17 protein-coding genes are annotated in these 17426 nt (G+C 64.3%); 6 read left to right on the plus strand and 11 right to left on the minus strand.

Features of this window, described 5'->3' with window-relative positions:
* Positions 1-228 precede the first annotated feature (228 nt).
* The 7 genes from QJT78_RS34820 to QJT78_RS34850 all read right to left on the minus strand — a co-directional run bounded on the left by QJT78_RS34820 (position 229) and on the right by QJT78_RS34850 (position 6817).
* The gene (locus QJT78_RS34820) at positions 229-618 is read right to left on the minus strand and encodes a hypothetical protein (protein WP_028148161.1); all 390 of its coding nucleotides are present in this window, start codon (positions 616-618) and stop codon (positions 229-231) included.
* 75 nt (positions 619-693) lie between these two features.
* A complete protein-coding gene (locus QJT78_RS34825) occupies positions 694-969 on the minus strand; it encodes a hypothetical protein (RefSeq protein ID WP_028148160.1) in 276 nt (91 codons plus the stop codon).
* 355 nt (positions 970-1324) lie between these two features.
* Complete coding sequence (locus tag QJT78_RS34830) at positions 1325-2632, minus strand: Gfo/Idh/MocA family oxidoreductase (RefSeq protein ID WP_028148159.1); 1308 nt, start codon at positions 2630-2632, stop codon at positions 1325-1327.
* A 168-nt stretch (positions 2633-2800) separates the two neighbouring features.
* On the minus strand, positions 2801-3601 hold the full coding sequence (locus QJT78_RS34835) for a phytanoyl-CoA dioxygenase family protein (protein WP_038942631.1): 801 nt from the start codon (positions 3599-3601) through the stop codon (positions 2801-2803).
* A 142-nt stretch (positions 3602-3743) separates the two neighbouring features.
* The gene (locus tag QJT78_RS34840; RefSeq protein WP_028148157.1) at positions 3744-4421 is read right to left on the minus strand and encodes a GntR family transcriptional regulator; all 678 of its coding nucleotides are present in this window, start codon (positions 4419-4421) and stop codon (positions 3744-3746) included.
* A gap of 188 nt (positions 4422-4609) precedes the next feature.
* Entirely contained in the window at positions 4610-5863 is a 1254-nt protein-coding gene (locus QJT78_RS34845) for a M20/M25/M40 family metallo-hydrolase (RefSeq protein WP_028148156.1), read from the minus strand.
* An 84-nt stretch (positions 5864-5947) separates the two neighbouring features.
* Positions 5948-6817, minus strand: coding sequence for a sigma-70 family RNA polymerase sigma factor (locus tag QJT78_RS34850; protein ID WP_038942633.1), 870 nt, complete (start codon positions 6815-6817; stop codon positions 5948-5950).
* A 99-nt stretch (positions 6818-6916) separates the two neighbouring features.
* Here QJT78_RS34850 and QJT78_RS34855 point away from each other — a divergent pair, with 99 nt between their 5' ends.
* Positions 6917-7372, plus strand: coding sequence for a carboxymuconolactone decarboxylase family protein (locus QJT78_RS34855; protein ID WP_028148154.1), 456 nt, complete (start codon positions 6917-6919; stop codon positions 7370-7372).
* Positions 7373-7541: 169 nt separating this feature from the next.
* Here QJT78_RS34855 and QJT78_RS34860 read toward each other — a convergent pair whose 3' ends face one another.
* Complete coding sequence (locus QJT78_RS34860) at positions 7542-8354, minus strand: alpha/beta hydrolase (RefSeq protein ID WP_028148153.1); 813 nt, start codon at positions 8352-8354, stop codon at positions 7542-7544.
* A gap of 2 nt (positions 8355-8356) precedes the next feature.
* Entirely contained in the window at positions 8357-9175 is an 819-nt protein-coding gene (locus QJT78_RS34865; protein WP_028148152.1) for an alpha/beta hydrolase, read from the minus strand.
* Between the two features lie 141 nt (positions 9176-9316).
* Between QJT78_RS34865 and QJT78_RS34870 the strand changes: the two genes are divergently transcribed.
* A complete protein-coding gene (locus tag QJT78_RS34870; protein WP_028148151.1) occupies positions 9317-9859 on the plus strand; it encodes a methylated-DNA--[protein]-cysteine S-methyltransferase in 543 nt (180 codons plus the stop codon).
* Between the two features lie 127 nt (positions 9860-9986).
* On the opposite strand, the gene QJT78_RS34875 is transcribed toward QJT78_RS34870, so the two are convergent.
* Positions 9987-11531, minus strand: a complete 1545-nt coding sequence (locus QJT78_RS34875) for an acyl-CoA synthetase (protein WP_038942635.1) — start codon at positions 11529-11531, stop codon at positions 9987-9989.
* Positions 11532-11682: 151 nt separating this feature from the next.
* Complete coding sequence (locus QJT78_RS34880; RefSeq protein ID WP_028148149.1) at positions 11683-12855, minus strand: acetyl-CoA C-acetyltransferase; 1173 nt, start codon at positions 12853-12855, stop codon at positions 11683-11685.
* A 237-nt stretch (positions 12856-13092) separates the two neighbouring features.
* Between QJT78_RS34880 and QJT78_RS34885 the strand changes: the two genes are divergently transcribed.
* From QJT78_RS34885 to QJT78_RS34900, 4 genes are all read left to right on the plus strand, one after another.
* Positions 13093-13671, plus strand: a complete 579-nt coding sequence (locus tag QJT78_RS34885) for a TetR family transcriptional regulator (RefSeq protein WP_240537539.1) — start codon at positions 13093-13095, stop codon at positions 13669-13671.
* Between the two features lie 54 nt (positions 13672-13725).
* Complete coding sequence (locus QJT78_RS34890; protein WP_028148147.1) at positions 13726-14484, plus strand: SDR family NAD(P)-dependent oxidoreductase; 759 nt, start codon at positions 13726-13728, stop codon at positions 14482-14484.
* 182 nt (positions 14485-14666) lie between these two features.
* Positions 14667-15473, plus strand: a complete 807-nt coding sequence (locus QJT78_RS34895; RefSeq protein WP_028148146.1) for an enoyl-CoA hydratase/isomerase family protein — start codon at positions 14667-14669, stop codon at positions 15471-15473.
* A 44-nt stretch (positions 15474-15517) separates the two neighbouring features.
* A complete protein-coding gene (locus tag QJT78_RS34900; RefSeq protein ID WP_028148145.1) occupies positions 15518-17389 on the plus strand; it encodes an AMP-binding protein in 1872 nt (623 codons plus the stop codon).
* Positions 17390-17426 lie beyond the last annotated feature (37 nt).

The following is a 17426-nucleotide window of genomic DNA, read 5'->3' on the forward strand; positions in this document are numbered from 1 at the left end:
TCCGGCGGCTCTTCTTCGTCATCTTCGCTCCTGATTCGCAGCAAGAATCCTCGCCGCTGTCAGGCAGAAAATCCACTCAAGCTACTGTCCGAATTTGCGGGGCCAGCTCTCCCAGTCGTGCGCCCACCGCGTGACCTGGATGCTAATTCTCGGCGAGAGCCACAAGCCGGCACGAAAGAGGCGGCCCCTTTGGAGCCGCCTGAGCTGTTTAACGTCAGAGCAGATGACCTACTGGCAGAGATGCTGGAGGCCGTCGCTACCCTTGAAATAGGTGCCGGGCCGGCAGACGATGCCGTTGCGGGCAGCATACGTACTCCAGCTGCCGTTCCAGCCCATCTCGCCGTACGACATGCCGTACGACATGCCGGGCGACATGGCGTAGGAATTGCCCCAGCTGCCGACAGTAGCGGCCGCCGCTGCCGGCTGGCGATATGCCGTTCGCCGAGTTGATGGCCGAACTCGATAGTCGGGGGTGGTCCCCGTTCCAAGACCCGTGCAGCTGGCGAATTCAGCTTGGCATGCGTCCGGATTGGAGTTGTACCACTGCGCCTGTGAAGCAGAGCTGGACAGGGCAGATGCCACAACAACGACCGCACCAAGAATCTTCAGATTTATCATGGATTGCTCCTTACGGTTGGACCGTGGTGCAAAATGCCACGTGTGTCAGTACCCGGTTTTTTTGCGCGCAAAACATCAAATCGACGTGACTCGTTGGGCGAGCACGAACAGAACGAGCATCGCGGTGTCATCCTGCGCGACCATCCTGACACTGCTCGGCCTGACCATTGGCTTCTCGAGGCTATCAATCGCTATGACCAGCGCAGGAATTTCGAGGAGGCCGAAGCCAACGCCATCGCGGTCGAATAGGACGCAACCTGCTGCAATCATGAGTCCGCACACGGTTGGACATAGCGCGGGCTGCGGCCGATGCCGGCTTTTGATCGCGAAGCCGAACTCATGGTTCAACATTCACCGCTTTGGCATAGCTACACTTCATCTATAATTCTCTCCCGTGGATCAGCTACAGGATGCAAGAATGAAGCGATCAATTGCCTTGTCAGCGTCGCTAATTATTGGCTTCTCAGTTGGAAGCAATGCAGGCGCGAGTGCTGCAACTTACTGCCGACACGTTGGCTATCCCGCCAATTGTGTCGTTCGGACCGGCGTCATGGGCGCGCCAACCCGTGATGTTCGCGGAATGCCACCATCAATTGATGCGGGTCCGAGCGACGTTATAAGGCAGGACTTGTTCGCAAGGAATAATCCGAACAATTTGCGATCGGATTGGCCCAGTCCACCCGCTCAACCGGGGCAGTTCTAGCCGCTATTTCGCGAATGCCGTCTCCATTACCTTCCGCGTCTTGATCGTCTCGTTGTTGGCGTCGAATTCGACATCGCTCCAGCGCACGATTTCGCCATGGGCGACGTCGTGCTTCAGCTTCAGGCGATGCGCGAGCCCGATCGGCAACGCGCCGGCCTTGAGACTCGCGGCCGCAGGCACCAGCTTGCCCCACACGGTGTAGCCGCCTTCGCCGTCCAGCATCTCGCCGGCGCGCAAGTTCCGCTTGGCCACGGCGGCGACGTCGCCGCGGAAGCCATAGGGCTGGCCAGTCGGCTCGCCCCGCAGCGCCGCCGAAAGGATCGAGATGTTCAGCTCGAGCCCGATCAGATGGTACGGCTTGTACATCGCCGCGAAGCGTCCGCTGCCGTCGGTCTTCAGGCCGTATTGCCTGAAGCAATCGGCGGCATAATCGTTCGGCGCCTCCAGCACGACATAGACGCCCCAGCGCAGATCGCGAAACACCGGCCGGCCATCGCGCTCGAGTGACGACACCACCTCCACCACGCCCGACCGCTCCAGCACGCCGCCCTTGTCGTTGGGGCGCATGACATGCGGCAAATCGTCGACGCCACAGGGCGGAAACAGCAAGCCGCTCGCGGGCACGTCGAGCCCGCAGGCATTGGCGATCGCGGCCATCTCGATCGCCGATTTGGTGCCGTCGAGGAAGGAGTTGAACATCTGCGGATTCATGCCGGCCGACTGTGCCTCGCCCGCGGTGAGACCATAGTGCTGCCAGACACCGTCAGGCGTCACGTCGTGATAGGCCGGCAGATATTTTGTCCCTTTGCCGGCTGCGACCACGCGAAAACCAGTGGCGCGTGCCCAGTCGACCATCTCGGCCGTCAGGGCCGGCTGGTCGCCATAGGCGAGCGAATAGACGACGCCGGCCTTGCGCGCTTCCTCGGCGAGCAGCGGGCCCGCCAGCACGTCGGCCTCGACATTGACCATCACGATATGCTTGCCCGCCACGATCGCCGCGCGTGCGTGCCTGATGCCGACGGCGGGATTGCCGGTCGCTTCAACGACGACATCCATCGCGCCACCCGCAATGGCGCGTGCGCCGTCGTCGGTAAACACGGTGGCCGCGATCCGCTCGGCATCCCAGCCCACGGTGCGGCAGGCTTCGCGCGCACGGTCGCGGTCGATGTCGACGATGATGGGCACCTCCAGCCCCGGCGTGTGCGGCACCTGCGCCAGAAACATCGAGCCGAACTTGCCGGCACCGATCAGCGCGACACGGACAGGCTTGCCGGCGGACGCGCGGGCCTGGAGGAGGCGGAAGAGGTTCATGGGGGGTGTTTCCGGTGTACAGAAATTTGCGAGACGCGTGTCTCTATCCAATTCGTCATGGCCGGGCTTGACCCGGCCATCCACGTCTTACTGTCGGCGATCGTGGCCAGACGTGGATGCCCGGGACAAGCCCGGGCATGACGCCTGAGTTAGTTGCGCGAGTAAAGACTACTCCGCCGCCTGCCGCGGTGCCCGTGCCAGCCGCACCAAGGCATCATCGTCCACCGTCTTGATCGGCGCAAAATCGCGATGCGCGATGTATTCCGGCCGCGTCGGTGTGCGGATGTAGTTCGAGACCGCGTTCAGCGTCAGGTACACGATCTTGCGCGGGTAGGGCGTGATGTTGCCGCCCGAGCCGTGCACGAGATTGCCGTGGAACATCAGCATGCCGCCGGGCTGGCCTGTGGGCGCGACGATGCCGCCCTGCTTGACCAGCCGCGTCACGGTCTCTTCGTCCAGCGTCCACAGCGGATAGGACGTCGTCGAAAGGTCGTGGGAGGCCTGGAGGTCGCCTGCGTTCTGGCTGCGCGGCACCAGCATCAGGGGGCCGTTGATCGGCAGGACCTCGTCGAGGAAGATCGCGATGTTCATCGCGCGCGGCTCCGGCATGCCGTCGTCGCGCTTCCAGGTGCCGTAATCCTGGTGCCATTGCCAGACGTCGCCGGTGAAGGCCGATTTCGCGTTGATCTTGAACTGATGCATGTAGACCGGCTCGCCGAACAGTTGCTCGACCGGGTCGATCATGCGCGGATGCGCGCCCAGGATGCGGAATGCCTCGTTGTAGAGATGCGCGGCAAAGGCCGTGCGCGGCGCGCCGCTCTTCTCGCGCCAGACCTCGGGCCGATTGGCGTCATAGATGCCGACAGCCTCGCGCGCGAGGAAGTCGACTTCCTCCTGGCTGAACAACTCGGGGAGGAACAGCCAGCCCTCGCGATGGAAGAACTCCAATTGCTCCTGAGACAGTTTCATGGGTCGTCCTCCTTGTTTTGATTTATTGTTTTCTCTCGTCATGGCCGGGCTTGACCCGGCCATCCACGTCTTTGCTCCGCGTTCGCGAGAAGAACGTGGATGCCCGGGACAAGCCCGGGCATGACGGCGGGCGCGCAAATGGCTACGCCGCCGCCTCGTTCGTCGCCTTCAATCTCTCCTCGGTCATCCGTCCCGCCGTCTGCGCATGCGCCAGCGCTGCGCGCTCGGCAGCTTTCGCATCGCCTGCGAGAATGTGTCCGGCAATCGTCGCATGCTCGGCCCACGCGCTGCCGCGATAATCGAGCTCGGAGAGCACCGTCGCCATCGAGCGGCGCATATGCGGCCATTGCGGCGCGATCGTCTCCTCGATCACGGGATTGCCCGCGAGCTGATAGATCGCGCGGTGAAAATCGACGTCGAGCACGATCAGCTCGGCGAGCGACGTCTTGCGGTCGATGCGGCGTCCGGCGGCGAGGGCCGCGTCCAGCCGCGCGCGTCCCGCCGCGTCGCTTGCGGCGCGCTGAGCGGCGAGCCGGGCGGCCAGCGCGTCGATGGCGCCGCGCACCTCGTAGAGCTGGCGGATGCGCGAGGGGTCGAGCTGGGTGACTTCAAAGCCGCGCCGGCCGCTCTCGGCGACGAGACCCTGCCGGTGCAGCAGATGCAGCGCATGCGATACCGGCTGGCGCGACACGCCGAGCTTGTCGGCGAGTTCGTTCTGCCGGATGCGCTGGCCGGGCTGAAGCGTGCGGTCGGAGATCGCCTCCAGGATCCGCGCATAGACCTGGTCGATCAGGTTCGGGAGCGGGTCGAGAGGGATCACGCCGGCAGCTCCGAGACATAAAAGGGAATACGGAATTCCGTATTCGAAGGTACTGCGGGAGGGGGAGGACGTCAAGGCGGACCTCAAGCCGCTGTTTTTGGCCTCGCTAAGCCATTGATATCGCTAGGGGCGTTTACTGTGCATGGGGTTATTTTCGTCAAAAATGGCTTGGCCGGCCCCGGCGCCTATTACTTCTTGCCCTGCTCGATCAGTATCCGGCTCATCAGATAGAGCCGCGGCACGATCGAGTTGGTGTCGATGAATTCGTCCCGCGCGTGATAGCCGAAGCCGGCGAGGCCAAAGCTCTCGACCACGACCGCCTTGCCGCTGCGGTTGGCATAGCCGGCATCGGTGGCGCCGCCGGTCATCTCGGCGATGTCAAGCTTGCGGTCGATCTCGGCATAGATCGCCTGCCCCTCCCGCGCGAGCGCGCGGCCGCGATCGCTGGCGACGAAGGGCGGGCGGCCCGCAATGATCGTCACCGTGGTTTCGGTGTCGGGCACGAACTTGTCCTTCACCTTCGCGTCGAGTGCCGCCTGCAATTTGGCGATGCCATCGGGGATGGTCAGGCGGATGTCGGCGCCGGCCTCGGCCTTTTCCGGAATCTGGTTGCGCACCGTGCCCGCCTGCGCCGTGGTCCAGTTGAGCTGCGTGCCCGGGATCGACTTGGCGACGTCCTTTGTCTGCTGCAATTGGTGCGCGAGCTCGATCAGCGCGTTGCGGCCGAGATCGGGTGCGGCGCCGGCATGCGAGGCGCGGCCCTTCACCTCCATCTTCGCCGTCGCAGTGCCGCTCGCGCCCAGCAGCAGCCCGTCATTCTTGGCGATCGGCGCGGCCACCGTCGGTTCGCAGGAGAGCACGACGTCGTGCTGGTCGGCGAGCTCGGCGATGATCTCGCCCGACCCGATCGAGCCGACCTCTTCATCCGGATTGAAGGACACGGTGAGCCTGGCGTAGTCCTGCCAGCCGGCGTCCTTCAGGATCTTGAGCGCATGCAGGATCACGGCGATGCCGCCCTTGTCGTCGGCGATGCCGGGGCCGTAGATGCGGTTGCCGTCGACACGGTACGGCTCGCTTGCGAGAATGCCGCGGTGATAGACCGTGTCCATATGCGCGATCAGCATCAGCTTTCGCGACCCGGTGCCCTGGAAGGTGGCGATCACCATGTCGGCGCCCGTACCCGCGGTGGTCTTGCGCCGCTCGATGGTGGCGCCCAGCGCCTTCAGGCGCGCTTCGGTGAATTCGGCCATCTTCTTCAGGCCCTCGGCATCGCTGCTGCCGCTCTCGATCATCACCATGTCGTGCAGGGTCTCGATCAGCGGCGCCTTCTCCTGCTCGGCCGCGGCTTTCAGCTTTTCGTCGGCCGCCGCAGGCGCGATGGTGCTGCCGGCGGCGAGGCCGAGCAGGGACAAAGCGAGCAGGGGAGTGAGGCGGGTCTTCATGAGGCATCCTTTCGCGTCTTGAGCAGCGGTATCGCGCGATTGGACGACAGCGTAGCATCCGGATCGTCCGGACGCCACGCTCGGCTAGGTCTCTAGCACCTCCACATCCAGCGCCGCGATCCGCTCCGCATCGGCCAGCGCTTCGATCCAGGAGATGCGCTCGCCGTTGAAGCTGACACGCAGTGCGATGCGCAGATGTCCGCCGAGAATGACGGCGACGCCGATCTCGCCATCGACCAGCGCCGTCCGCGCAGCCTGGGCACGGCCCTTGTAGAGCTGCGCGACCGCATCCGCGCCGCGGATCTCCGGCAGCGTGCCGAGCCGCACCGCGGCGTCGTCGGCGCGGAAGACGACGTCGGGATCGAGCACGGCAAGCAGCCCCTCGAAACTCCCCTCGCGCGATGCCTTGAGGAAGGCATCGACGATCGCGCGCTGGTGCGAGATGTCCGCCTCGGGCACCGGCGCACCCTGGACGCGCCGTCGCGCGCGGCTGGCCAGCTGCCGCGAGGCGTCGACCGAGCGTCCGACGATCGGCGCGATCTCCTCGAACGGGACTGCGAACATGTCGTGCAGCACGAAGGCGAGCCGCTCTGCCGGCTGCAATGTCTCAAGCACGACGAGGAGGGCCGCGCCGACGGAATCAGCCATCTCCGCCTCGCGCTCCCGCGTCTCGTCGACCGGCTCGGGCACATGCGGGCCCATCGGGTCCTCGCGGCGCGATTTGCGCGCGCGCAGCATGTCGAGGCAGATGCGCGCGACCACTGTGGTCAGCCAGCCGCGAAGGTTCGCGACATCGGACGTGTCGTAACGGCTGACCCGTAGCCAGGCCTCCTGCACGGCATCGTCGACCTCGGCGCTGGAACCCAGCATCCGGTAGGCGACCGCGCGCAAATGGTCCCTGCTGGCCTCGAACTGGCGGCTGAGAAAATTTTCTTCGAAGTTTTTCGGGGTCATCGGTCACATTCCCTCATCGCAATCCGTCATCCCCATGACGAAGCCAATCCGGCCGATGTGACCGGAACCTTCGAAATTCTCAAACGGAGACGCAAGATGATGCACGCGCGCATGAATCACCCGGTCATGGTCCTGCCCGAAGCCATGAACCACCTTCAATCCCTCGGCAATTTGACCAAGCAGGGGCTGCCGGAAAAGCTCCTGGAACTGGTGCACCTGCGCGCCAGCCAGATCAACGGCTGCAGCGTCTGTGTCGACATGCATCCGAAGATCGCCCGCAAGCTGGGTGAGACCGACGAGCGCCTGTTCGCCGTCTCCGCCTGGCGCGATGCGCCCTATTTCAGCGACGCCGAACGCGCCGCGCTGGCGCTGACCGAAGCCGTCACGCGCCTTGCCGATCGCGAGGACCCGGTGCCGGATGCGATCTGGAACGAGGCCGCCAAGCATTTTGACGAGCGCGAGCTCGCAACCCTGATCCTCTCGATCGCAACCATCAACGTCTGGAACCGGTTGAACGCGACGATCAAGATGCCGGTGGGTGTGTGGAAGGTGTGAGTTTCTGTGCCCTCTCCCCTTGCGGGAGAGGGCAGCACCGCTGGCAGACACGAACTCACTTGGGTGAGGGGTATTTCTCCGCAGCCCCATTTGCGGATGTGATCCTTCTCCCACATCCGCCTTCGCCTGAAGGCTTCGGCGGACAAGAGGGGAGAAGGAAGGAAAGGATCTACTCCGCCAGAAACCTGTTCACCACCTCGCCGAACTCAAGCGGCGCCTGCTCGAACATCCAGTGGCCGGCATTCTCGATCACCGCCGTCTTGCTGCCCGCGATGTGCTCGGCCAGCACGCGCCACATCACCGACAGGCTGCCGGTGGTCGCACCGCCGCCGATCAGCAGCGTCGGCGTCCTGATCGCCTGCGCATCAGCGAGCGTGTAGGGCCGGCGCTGCTCGTTGATCTGGCCGAGGAAGGTGAGCGTGTTGTCGCGCAGCTGTTGCTTCGCCGCCGCCGGCACGCGCCGCCATGAGCCGTCGCCTTCGATACCCTCGTAGAAATTCTGCAGCGCGCCGTCGAGATCGCCGGCGCGGATCATCTCGACCGAGCGTATCGTCTTCGCAGCGAGTGGCGGATGCGCGGGCGTGCCTTCGGGCACCGGCAGGCTGGCATCGAGATCGCCGCCCGGCTCGGCCAGCACCAGCTTTCGCAGCAGGTCAGGCCGCGCCTGCGCCACGCGAAACGCGATGTGGCCGCCGCGCGAATGGCCCATCAGGTCGACCGGGCCGGGTCTGACCTGCTCGATGAAGGCGATCGTGTCCGCGACGTGCTGCGCCATCTTGTAATCGTCGCCGACGGCGTCCCAATGCTCGGGGAAGAAGTGCCGCAGGCTGACCGAGATGACGCGATGCGCCTTCGACAGCGGGCCGAGCGCCGAATACCAGGTGCGGAAATCACCCAACGTGCCATGCACGCAGACCAGCGGCGGGCCGTCCCCGACTTCGAGATAGGCCATGTCGTAACCGTTGACGCGAAAGCTCTGCATGATCAGCTCGCCAGGAAATCCAGGACAATTTCGGAGTACTTTTGCGGCGCCTGCTCGAACATCGGATGCGTCGCGTTCGGGATGATCGCCGTCTTCGAATAGGGCACGTGCGCGGCGAGCGCATGCAGCACCTTTGGCAGCAGACCTTTGGTCCGCGCGCCCAGGATGAACAGCGTCGGCATCCTGATCGATTCCGCATCCGCCTTCGAGAACGGCGGGCGGTTGTCGCGGACCTGCCCGATCAGGGTATAGGCGTTGTCGCGCAGATTCTGCTTCACCATCGCCGGCAGCCGCGGCCAGGTGCCGGCGCCCTCCAGCGTGTCGACGAAGACGGCGAGGCCGCCGTCGACATCGCCGGCCGCGATCTTCTCGGCCGAGGCCGTGAACCGCGCTAACAGCGGCGAGGGGCCACCGACATAATCGGGATCGAGGCTCGCATCGAGCTCGCCGCCGGGTTCGGCCAGGATCAGCCGCCGCAACAGGTCAGGGCGCGCCTGCGCCACGCGAAAGCAGATGTGTCCGCCGCGGGAATGGCCCATCAGGTCGACCGGGCCGAGGTCGAGCTTCTCGATGAAGGCGATGACGTCCTGGACATGCTGGGCGATCGAATAGGTGTCGCCGACGCCATCCCAGCGGTCGGGGAAGAAATGCCGCAAGCTGACGGCGATCACCCGATGCCGCTGCGTCAGCGGTCCGAGCACGCAGCCCCAGACGCGAAAGTCATTGAGCGAGCCATGCACGCAGACCAGCGGCGGCCGGCTCCTGTCTTCGCCCACGTCGAGATAGGGCATGTCGTATCCGTTGACGTGGAGGCTTTGCATTCGGGGCTCGCGGGAAAGGGGGCAGGAACTCCTGTGCAAGATTCCCGGAAACCGGGTGGATCGCAACTATTTCCAAGCCTAGATATAGGCACGGATCACAATGGGGGCATGCGACGAGGACGCAAGCTCGGGAACCAAGCCATGACCGACCAGCATTTTGCCCTGTTCGACACCAGGATCGGCCTCTGTGCCATCGCCTGGGGCCCGCGTGGTATCAACGGCACGCAGCTCCCGATGGGCGGCGAGGACAAGATCCGCACCCGCATCAGCCAGCGCCACCCTGACGCCACCGAGGCCGAGCCGACCGCCGAGGTGCGAGAGGCCATCGACCGCATCACAAAACTGCTCGCAGGCGAGCCGGATGATCTCACCGACATCCCGCTCGATCTCGACGGCGTGCCCGACTTCAACCGCGGCGTCTACGAGATCGCCCGCGCCATCCCGCCCGGCAAGACCATCACCTATGGCGACATCGCCAAGCAGCTTGGCGGCGTCCAGCTGTCGCGCGATGTCGGCCAGGCGCTCGGCCGCAATCCGTGCCCGATCGTCGTACCCTGCCATCGCGTGCTCGCAGCAGGCAACAAGCCCGGCGGCTTCTCGGCGAATGGCGGCGTGGTGACGAAGCTGAAGATGCTCGAGATCGAAGGCGCGCTGGTGAACCACACGCCGAGTTTGTTTGATTGAGGCTCGGGAGCTTGCTCGGCGTCATGGCCGGGCTTGACCCGGCCATCCACGTCTTCCTTCGCTGTACAAAGAACGTGGATGCCCGGGACAAGCCCGGGCATGACGGTGTTCGGAGCGGCCGCTCGCACTAAATCTTCGCCGCCGTCTTCGGCCAGTACCGGTCGCGCAGATGCCGCTTCACCAGCTTGCCCGTCGGCGTGCGCGGCAGCTCGGCTTCGAAATCGATCGAGCGCGGGCATTTGATCGCCGAGAGACGTGTCTTGCAGTAGGCGATCAGGTCGGCTTCCAGCGCCTTGCCGGCGCTGCTCATGTCGTGCGGCTGCACCACCGCCTTCACCTCTTCGCCCATCTCCTCGTTCGGCACGCCGAACACGGCGACGTCGGCGATATCAGGGTGAGTGATGAGAACGTCCTCGGTCTCCTGCGGGTAGATGTTCACCCCGCCGGAGATGATCATGTAGGACTTGCGGTCGGTGAGGAACAGGAAGCCGTCCTTGTCGAGATAGCCGACGTCGCCGAGCGTCGACCATCCCTTGGCGTTGTAGGCCTTCTTCGTTTTCTCGGGATCGTTGTGATAGGTGAAAGCCGGCGCATCGGCGAAATAGACCGTGCCGATCTCGCCCGTCGGCTGCTCCTCGTCGTTCTCGTCCAGGATCTTGATCTTGCCGACCACAGCGCGGCCGACGCTGCCGCGATGCTCCAGCCATTGCTGCGAGTTGCAGACGGTGACGCCGTTGCCTTCCGAGCCCGCGTAGTACTCGATCAGGATCGGCCCCCACCACTCGATCATTTTTGCTTTCACGTCGACGGGACATGGCGCAGCAGCGTGGATCGCGCCTTTCAGCGTCGAGACGTTGTACTTGGCGCGGACCTCGTCCGGCAGCTTCAGCATGCGCACGAACATGGTCGGCACCAGCTGTGACTGCGTGACTTTGTATTTCTCGACGAGCTTGAGAAAATCCTCGGCGTCGAAATGCTCCATGATGATGGAGGTGCCGCCCAGCACGATCGCCATCATGTTGAAGCGCAAGGGAGCTGCGTGATAGAGCGGCGCCGGCGAGAGATAGGTGCTCTCGGCGTTCATACCGCACATGTCGGCGCAGAGCACGCGCAGGAACGCGTTCGGCACGTCGATCTTGTTGCCCTCGAACGCCTTCTTGATGCCCTTGGGCCGGCCGGTGGTGCCCGACGAATACAGCATGTCGTAGCCGGCAACCTCATCCGCGACCGGCGTCGTTGGCTGCACTGCGGCTTCCTTGTCGTAGGATCGGAAGCCGGGGAGCGGCTCGTCGACCATGTAGAAGATCGGCTCACCGGGCGCGCCCTTGATCAGGGCCTTGATCTGGTCGGCGCATTTCGGCGTGGTGATCACGACCTTGGCGCCGCAATCGTCGATGATGTAGTCGATCTCGTCCTGCTTCAGATAGCGGCTGATCGCGGTGTAATAGAGCCCGCTCCGTTGCGCGGCCCAGCAGAGCTCCATGAAGGCGAGACGGTTCTCCATCAAGAGCGCGATGTGGTCGCCGGCCTTCAGGCCGAGCGAGCGGAACAGGTTTGCGCCCTGGTTCGAGAGCTCGTCGAGCTCGCGATAGGTGATCGCCTTGCCCGTCCCGGCCATCTGGTAGGCGATCTTGTCGGGATTCGTGCGGGCGTGGATGGAGGGGTGAGTCATGTCTCTGCCTCTACGGCTAGCTGTGACGTTCCCCGGACGCAGCGCAGCACGCAGTGATGCGCTGCTGATCCGGGGTCCATGGCGCCGACTGGGTCCCGGCTCTGCGCCGCAGCGTTTCACGCTGCAGCGCGTCCGGGACACGAGAGAGGCCTTACAGCCGCTCCACGATCGTCACATTCGCCATGCCGCCGCCTTCGCACATGGTCTGTAGGCCGTAGCGCTTGCCGCGCTGGTGCAGGGCGTGGACCAGCGTCGTCATCAGCTTGGTGCCAGAGCCGCCGAGCGGATGGCCGAGGGCGATGGCGCCGCCATTGACGTTCAGGCGGGACGGATCGGCGCCGGTGGTCTTCAGCCAGCCGGTCGGCACCGAGGCGAAGGCCTCGTTGACCTCGAACAGGTCGATATCGTCGACCTTCATGCCGGCCTTCTCCAGCGCGCGCTTGGTGGCGTGCAGCGGAGCATCGAGCATGATGACGGGATCGCCGCCGGTCATGGTCATGTGATGGATGCGCGCGAGCGGCGTGAGACCGAGCTGCCTGAGGCCGCGCTCGTTCACCACCATGACGCCGGAGGCGCCGTCGCAGATCTGGCTGGCGCTGGCCGCGGTGAGCTTGCCGTTCTCGGCGATCAGCTTGACGCCCTTGATGCCTTCGAGCGTGGCGTCGAAGCGGATGCCCTCGTCGATGTGATGGGTGTCCTTGCTGCCGTCGGCGCGGGTGATCTCGAGCGGCACGATCTCCTTCTTGAAGTGGCCGGCTTGCGTCGCCGCGATCGCGCGCTGATGGCTATTGAAGGAATATTCGTCGAGATCATCCTTCGACAGGCCGTACTTCTCCGCCATCATCTCGGCGCCGGTGAACTGGCTGAACACGATGTTCGGATATTTGTGCTCGATGCCCGGGCTCTTGTAATTGCCAAAGCCGTTCTTGGCCGGGAGCTGCGAGGACAGGCCCATCGGCACGCGCGTCATCGATTCCACGCCGGCGGCGATCACCACATCCATCGTGCCGGACATCACGGCTTGCGCGGCGAAGTGCAGCGCCTGCTGCGAGGAGCCGCACTGACGGTCGATCGAGGTGCCCGGCACGCTCTCCGGCAGTTTCGAGGCCATGATCGCGTTGCGCGCGACGTTGTTGGACTGCTCACCGACCTGCATCACGCAGCCCATGATCACGTCCTCGACCAGGGCTGGATCGATCTTGGTGCGATCGACCAGCTCGTCCAGCACCTTTGCGGCGAGATCGGCCGGATGCCAGCCGGCGAGGCGGCCCCCCTTGCGCCCGCCCGCGGTACGCGCAGCGGCGACGATGTAAGCCTCGGCCATGTCGGTCTCTCCCTGGATTGTTCTCTATCGAGTTGGATTGTCGGCGCGGATTTAATGGGCGCGATATCGTTTAGTCAATCGATCAATTAACTCTTGTGATGAGGCGCTGCTTCGGCTTATCTGCGGCCGCTTCAAGCGGCGAAAACAGGGAACTCCGTGACTACCAGCGTACCGAACAGGCTCCCGAGCGGAAAGAATTCCACGGCAGAGAAATTGCTCGTGGCCGCGAGCGAGCTGATGATCGAACGCTCGTCGATCGAGATCTCGCTCTCCGACATCGCCCAGAAGTCGGGCGCCAATGCCGCGCTGGTCAAATATCATTTCGGCAACAAGGACGGCCTCTTGCTGGCGCTGCTCGCGCGCGATGCCGCGACCGAGATGTCAAATCTCGAATATCTGCTGGCGCAACCGATCACATCGACGGCGAAGCTGAAGCTGCATATCGCCGGCATCATTCGCGCCTATTACCGGTTCCCCTACATGAACCGGCTGATTCACTATCTGCTGCATGAGACCAATGCCGGCTCTGCCGACGAAGTCTCAAAGTTCTTCGTGGCGCCGCTGCTGGATTTCCACCGGCGCCTGCTCACTGAAGGCGTCAGCCGCGGCGAGTTCCGCGCCACCGATCCGGTGCTGTTCTACACCAGCCTGATCGGCGCCTGCGATCACCTGTTCTTTGGCCGGCATGCGATGTCTCGCGCGACCGGCGTCGGTCCGGTCACCGATGACGTTTGCCGGCAATACATCAAGCACATGGAAACGCTGATCTGCGGCGGCATCCTCACGCAAGCCGGGGAAGCTGTCGCGGCCGGATAATCCGGCCATCACTCTCAAGTCTAGAGAAGAAACGCCCAAGGAAAGGTAGCTGTCATGGAATTGAAAGACGTAGCCGTTCTCATCACCGGTGGTGGTTCGGGTCTTGGTGAAGCGACCGCGCGCGCCATGGCCGCCAAGGGCGCCAAGATTGGTGTGATCGATCAGAACAAGGACAACGCCGAGAAGGTCGCTGCCGAAGTGAAGGGCGTAGCCCTCCATGCCGACGTCACCAGCGAAGAGCAGATCAAGGCGGCGATCGCGAAGGCGGAAGCCGCGCACGGCGTCGCGCGCGTGCTGATGAACTGCGCCGGCATCGGCGGCTCGCAGCGCATCGTCGGCCGCGACGGCATCTATCCGCTCGAAAAGTTCGCGCGCATCATCAACGTCAATCTGATCGGCACCTTCAACTGCCTGCGTCTGTTCGCCGAGCGCCTCGTCACGATCGAGCCGGTCGGCGAAGAGCGCGGCGTCATCATCAACACGGCTTCGGTCGCCGCCTACGAAGGCCAGATCGGCCAGATCGCCTATTCGGCCTCGAAGGGCGGCGTCGTCGGCCTGACGCTGCCGGCCGCGCGCGACCTCGCCAGCCAGAAGATCCGCGTCAACACCATTGCGCCCGGCCTGTTCTTCACGCCGTTGCTGATGGGCCTGAACGAGGAGGCACGCAAGAGCCTGGGCGCCCAGGTGCCGCATCCCTCGCGCCTTGGCGATGCCAAGGAATACGGCGCGCTCGCGGTGCACATCGTCGAGAACGCGATGCTCAACGGCGAGACCATCCGTCTCGACGGCGCCATCCGCATGGCGCCGCGGTAGCGCTCTTCTTCCTTCTCCCTCTGTGGGAGAAGGTGGCGCGAAGCGCCGGATGAGGGGTATGCATCCGCGGAGACAGACCCCTCACCCAAGCGAATTCTTGGCTAGCGACATACATGCCCTCTCCCACAAGGGGAGAGGGCGCAGCAATCGGCACCGCGATCGGCGGCAAGCAGGAGCGCCCCATGTCCCAACCGCTGCTGATCGAGCACAACGACGGCGTCGATACGGTGACGCTTAACCGCCCTGAAAACCTCAACGCGCTCGATCAAGCGCTGATCGATGCGCTCAACGTCTATTTCCAGGGCCTCCAGCGCAACCGCGACACGCGCGTCGTCGTGCTGCGCGGCGCCGGCAAGAATTTTTGCGCGGGCCTCGATCTCAAGGCCGCGATGGCCCGCCGCGCCGGGCAGCAGGAGCCGCCCGGCGTCACCGAGACGTTCGACTCGCAGCGCCGCATCGCCGACATCGTGATGCTGATGCGGCGTTGTCCGCAGCCGATCATCTCGCTGGTGCAGGGCGCGGCAGCCGGCGGCGGGTTCGCGCTGGCGCTTGCCTCCGACATCCGCATCGCGACCAAGTCGGCGCGCATGAACTGTGCCTTCATCAAGCTCGGTCTTGGCGGCTGCGATATCGGCACCAGCTACTTTCTGCCGCGGCTCGTCGGCGTTTCAGTCGCATCCGAGCTGATCCTGACCGGACGTTTCATCGGCGCCGAGCGCGCGCTCGCGGTCGGGCTCGTCTCGGAAGTCGTCGACGAAGACAAGCTCGACGAAGCCGCTGAACCTTACGTCGATGCGATGATGACGGCCTCGCCCGTGGGGCTGCGCCTGTCAAAAGAATGTCTCAACATGAGCGTCGATGCGGGATCGCTGGAAGCCGTGATCGCGATGGAGGACCGCAACCAGGTCCTGTGCAGCCGCTCCGAGGAATTTTCGGAAGGCGTCAGGGCCTTCCTTGAGAAGCGAAAGCCTGTCTATATCGGGCGCTGAAACGAGAACGATCCGCAAAGGACGATAATTCCGGGAGACGCAAAATGAGTGGAAGTGCGGCGGCCGTGATGACGAAGCCCGCCTTTCGCAAGGTCGAGTGGCTCGCGCGCGACATCGACGTCGAGCGCCGCGACGACGGCACCGTGGTGCTGAAGTCGCGCATTCCGCTGCAAGCCTACGAGACGCATCTTCCGGCCTCGCTGGCGAAATGGGCCAAAGACGCGCCTGAGCGCATCTGGCTCGCGCAGCGCGGCGGCCCGAACCGCGATTGGCGCAAGGTCTCCTATGGCGAGGCCAAGCGCACCGTGGATGCGCTGACGCAGGCCCTGCTCAATCTCAGGCTCGACGGACGCCCGGTGACCATCCTCTCCGGCAATTCGATCGAGCACGCGTTGATGACGCAGGCCGCGATGCAGGCGCGCTCGCCGGCGGCTCCGGTGTCGCCGGCCTACTCCTTGATGAGCCATGATCACGTCAAGCTGAAATATCTGTTCGACCTGATCAAGCCGGCCGTCGTGATGGTGCAGGACGGCCCGACCTTCGAGAAGGCGCTGAACGCACTCGACCTCACCGGCGTCACCGTCGTTCACGTCGCGCGTCCCTGCGACGGCATCAAGAGCGTCAGCTTCGCCGAGCTCGCAGCCACCACGGTCACCGCTGATGTCGAAGCTTCGATCGCGAAGATCACGCCGCACACCGTGGGCAAGCTGTTGTTCACTTCCGGCTCGACCGGCATGCCCAAGGCGGTCATCAACACGCAAGAGATGATGTGCGCCAATGCGGCGATGATGATGCAGGTGCGGCCGCGCGATCCCGGCGGTCCGATCTCGACCATGCTGGACTGGATGCCATGGAACCACACCATGGGCGGCAACGCGGCGTTTCATCCGGTGCTGGTCGACGGTGGCACGCTCTATATCGACGACGGTCGGCCGATGCCGGGCCAGTTCGAGGAGACGCTGCGCAATCTGCGCGAGATCTCGCCGACCTATTACGCCAACGTGCCGGCCGGCTACGCCGCGCTCGCCGCCGCCATGGAGAAGGACGATGCGCTGTGCCGTTCGTTCTTCAAGAACCTGTCGATCATGGCCTATGGCGGCGCGCGCCTGCCCGACGATCTCTATGAGCGCATGCAGGCCCTCGCCGTGAAGACGACCGGCGAGCGCATCGTGTTCTACACCGGCTGGGGCTCGACCGAGACCGCGCCGACCTCGACCGGCACCTATTGGGACACCGAGCGCGTCGGCCTGATCGGCCTGCCGTTCCCCGGCGTCGAATTGAAGATGGTGCCGTGCGGCTCGAAATACGAGCTGCGCCTGCGCGGCGTCAACGTCACGCCCGGCTATTTCGGCCAGCCGGACCTGACGAAGAAGATGTTCGACGAAGAAGGCTTTTACTGCATCGGCGATGCCGGCATTTTTGTTGACGATGCCGATCCGGTGAAGGGCATCATCTTTGCTGGCCGTGTCGTCGAAGACTTCAAGCTTACCACTGGCACCTTCGTCCATGTCGGATCGCTTCGCACCGACGCGATTGCCGCGGCGACGCCTGTCGTGCATGACGCGTTGGTTGCCGGGCAGGATCAATGCTCGATCGGTCTTCTGGCATGGCCGAACCTGCACGCCTGTCGTCAGCTCGTCGGCAATGCCGATTTGAGCTTCGAGGATGCTGTAAAACATCCCGAGGTGATCGCCTGCTTTAGACGCGGCCTCGAAGCACACAACACGGAATGTGGCGGCGCCAGCAGCCGCGCTATCGCGCGCGCAATGCTGATGGCCGAGCCGCCCTCCATCGACGGCAACGAGCTCACCGACAAGGGCTACATCAACCAGCGCGCCGGCCTGGAACGCCGCGCGGCGCTGGTGGAGCGGCTTTATGCCGACAAGCCGGATCAGGACGTGATCGTGCTGCGATGAATGCGCAACTCTCTCAACTCGTCATTCCGGGCTCGCG

Origin of the sequence: Bradyrhizobium sp. Mp27 (assembly GCF_029953005.1) — a bacterium.
Taxonomy (GTDB): Bacteria; Pseudomonadota; Alphaproteobacteria; order Rhizobiales; family Xanthobacteraceae; genus Bradyrhizobium; species Bradyrhizobium barranii.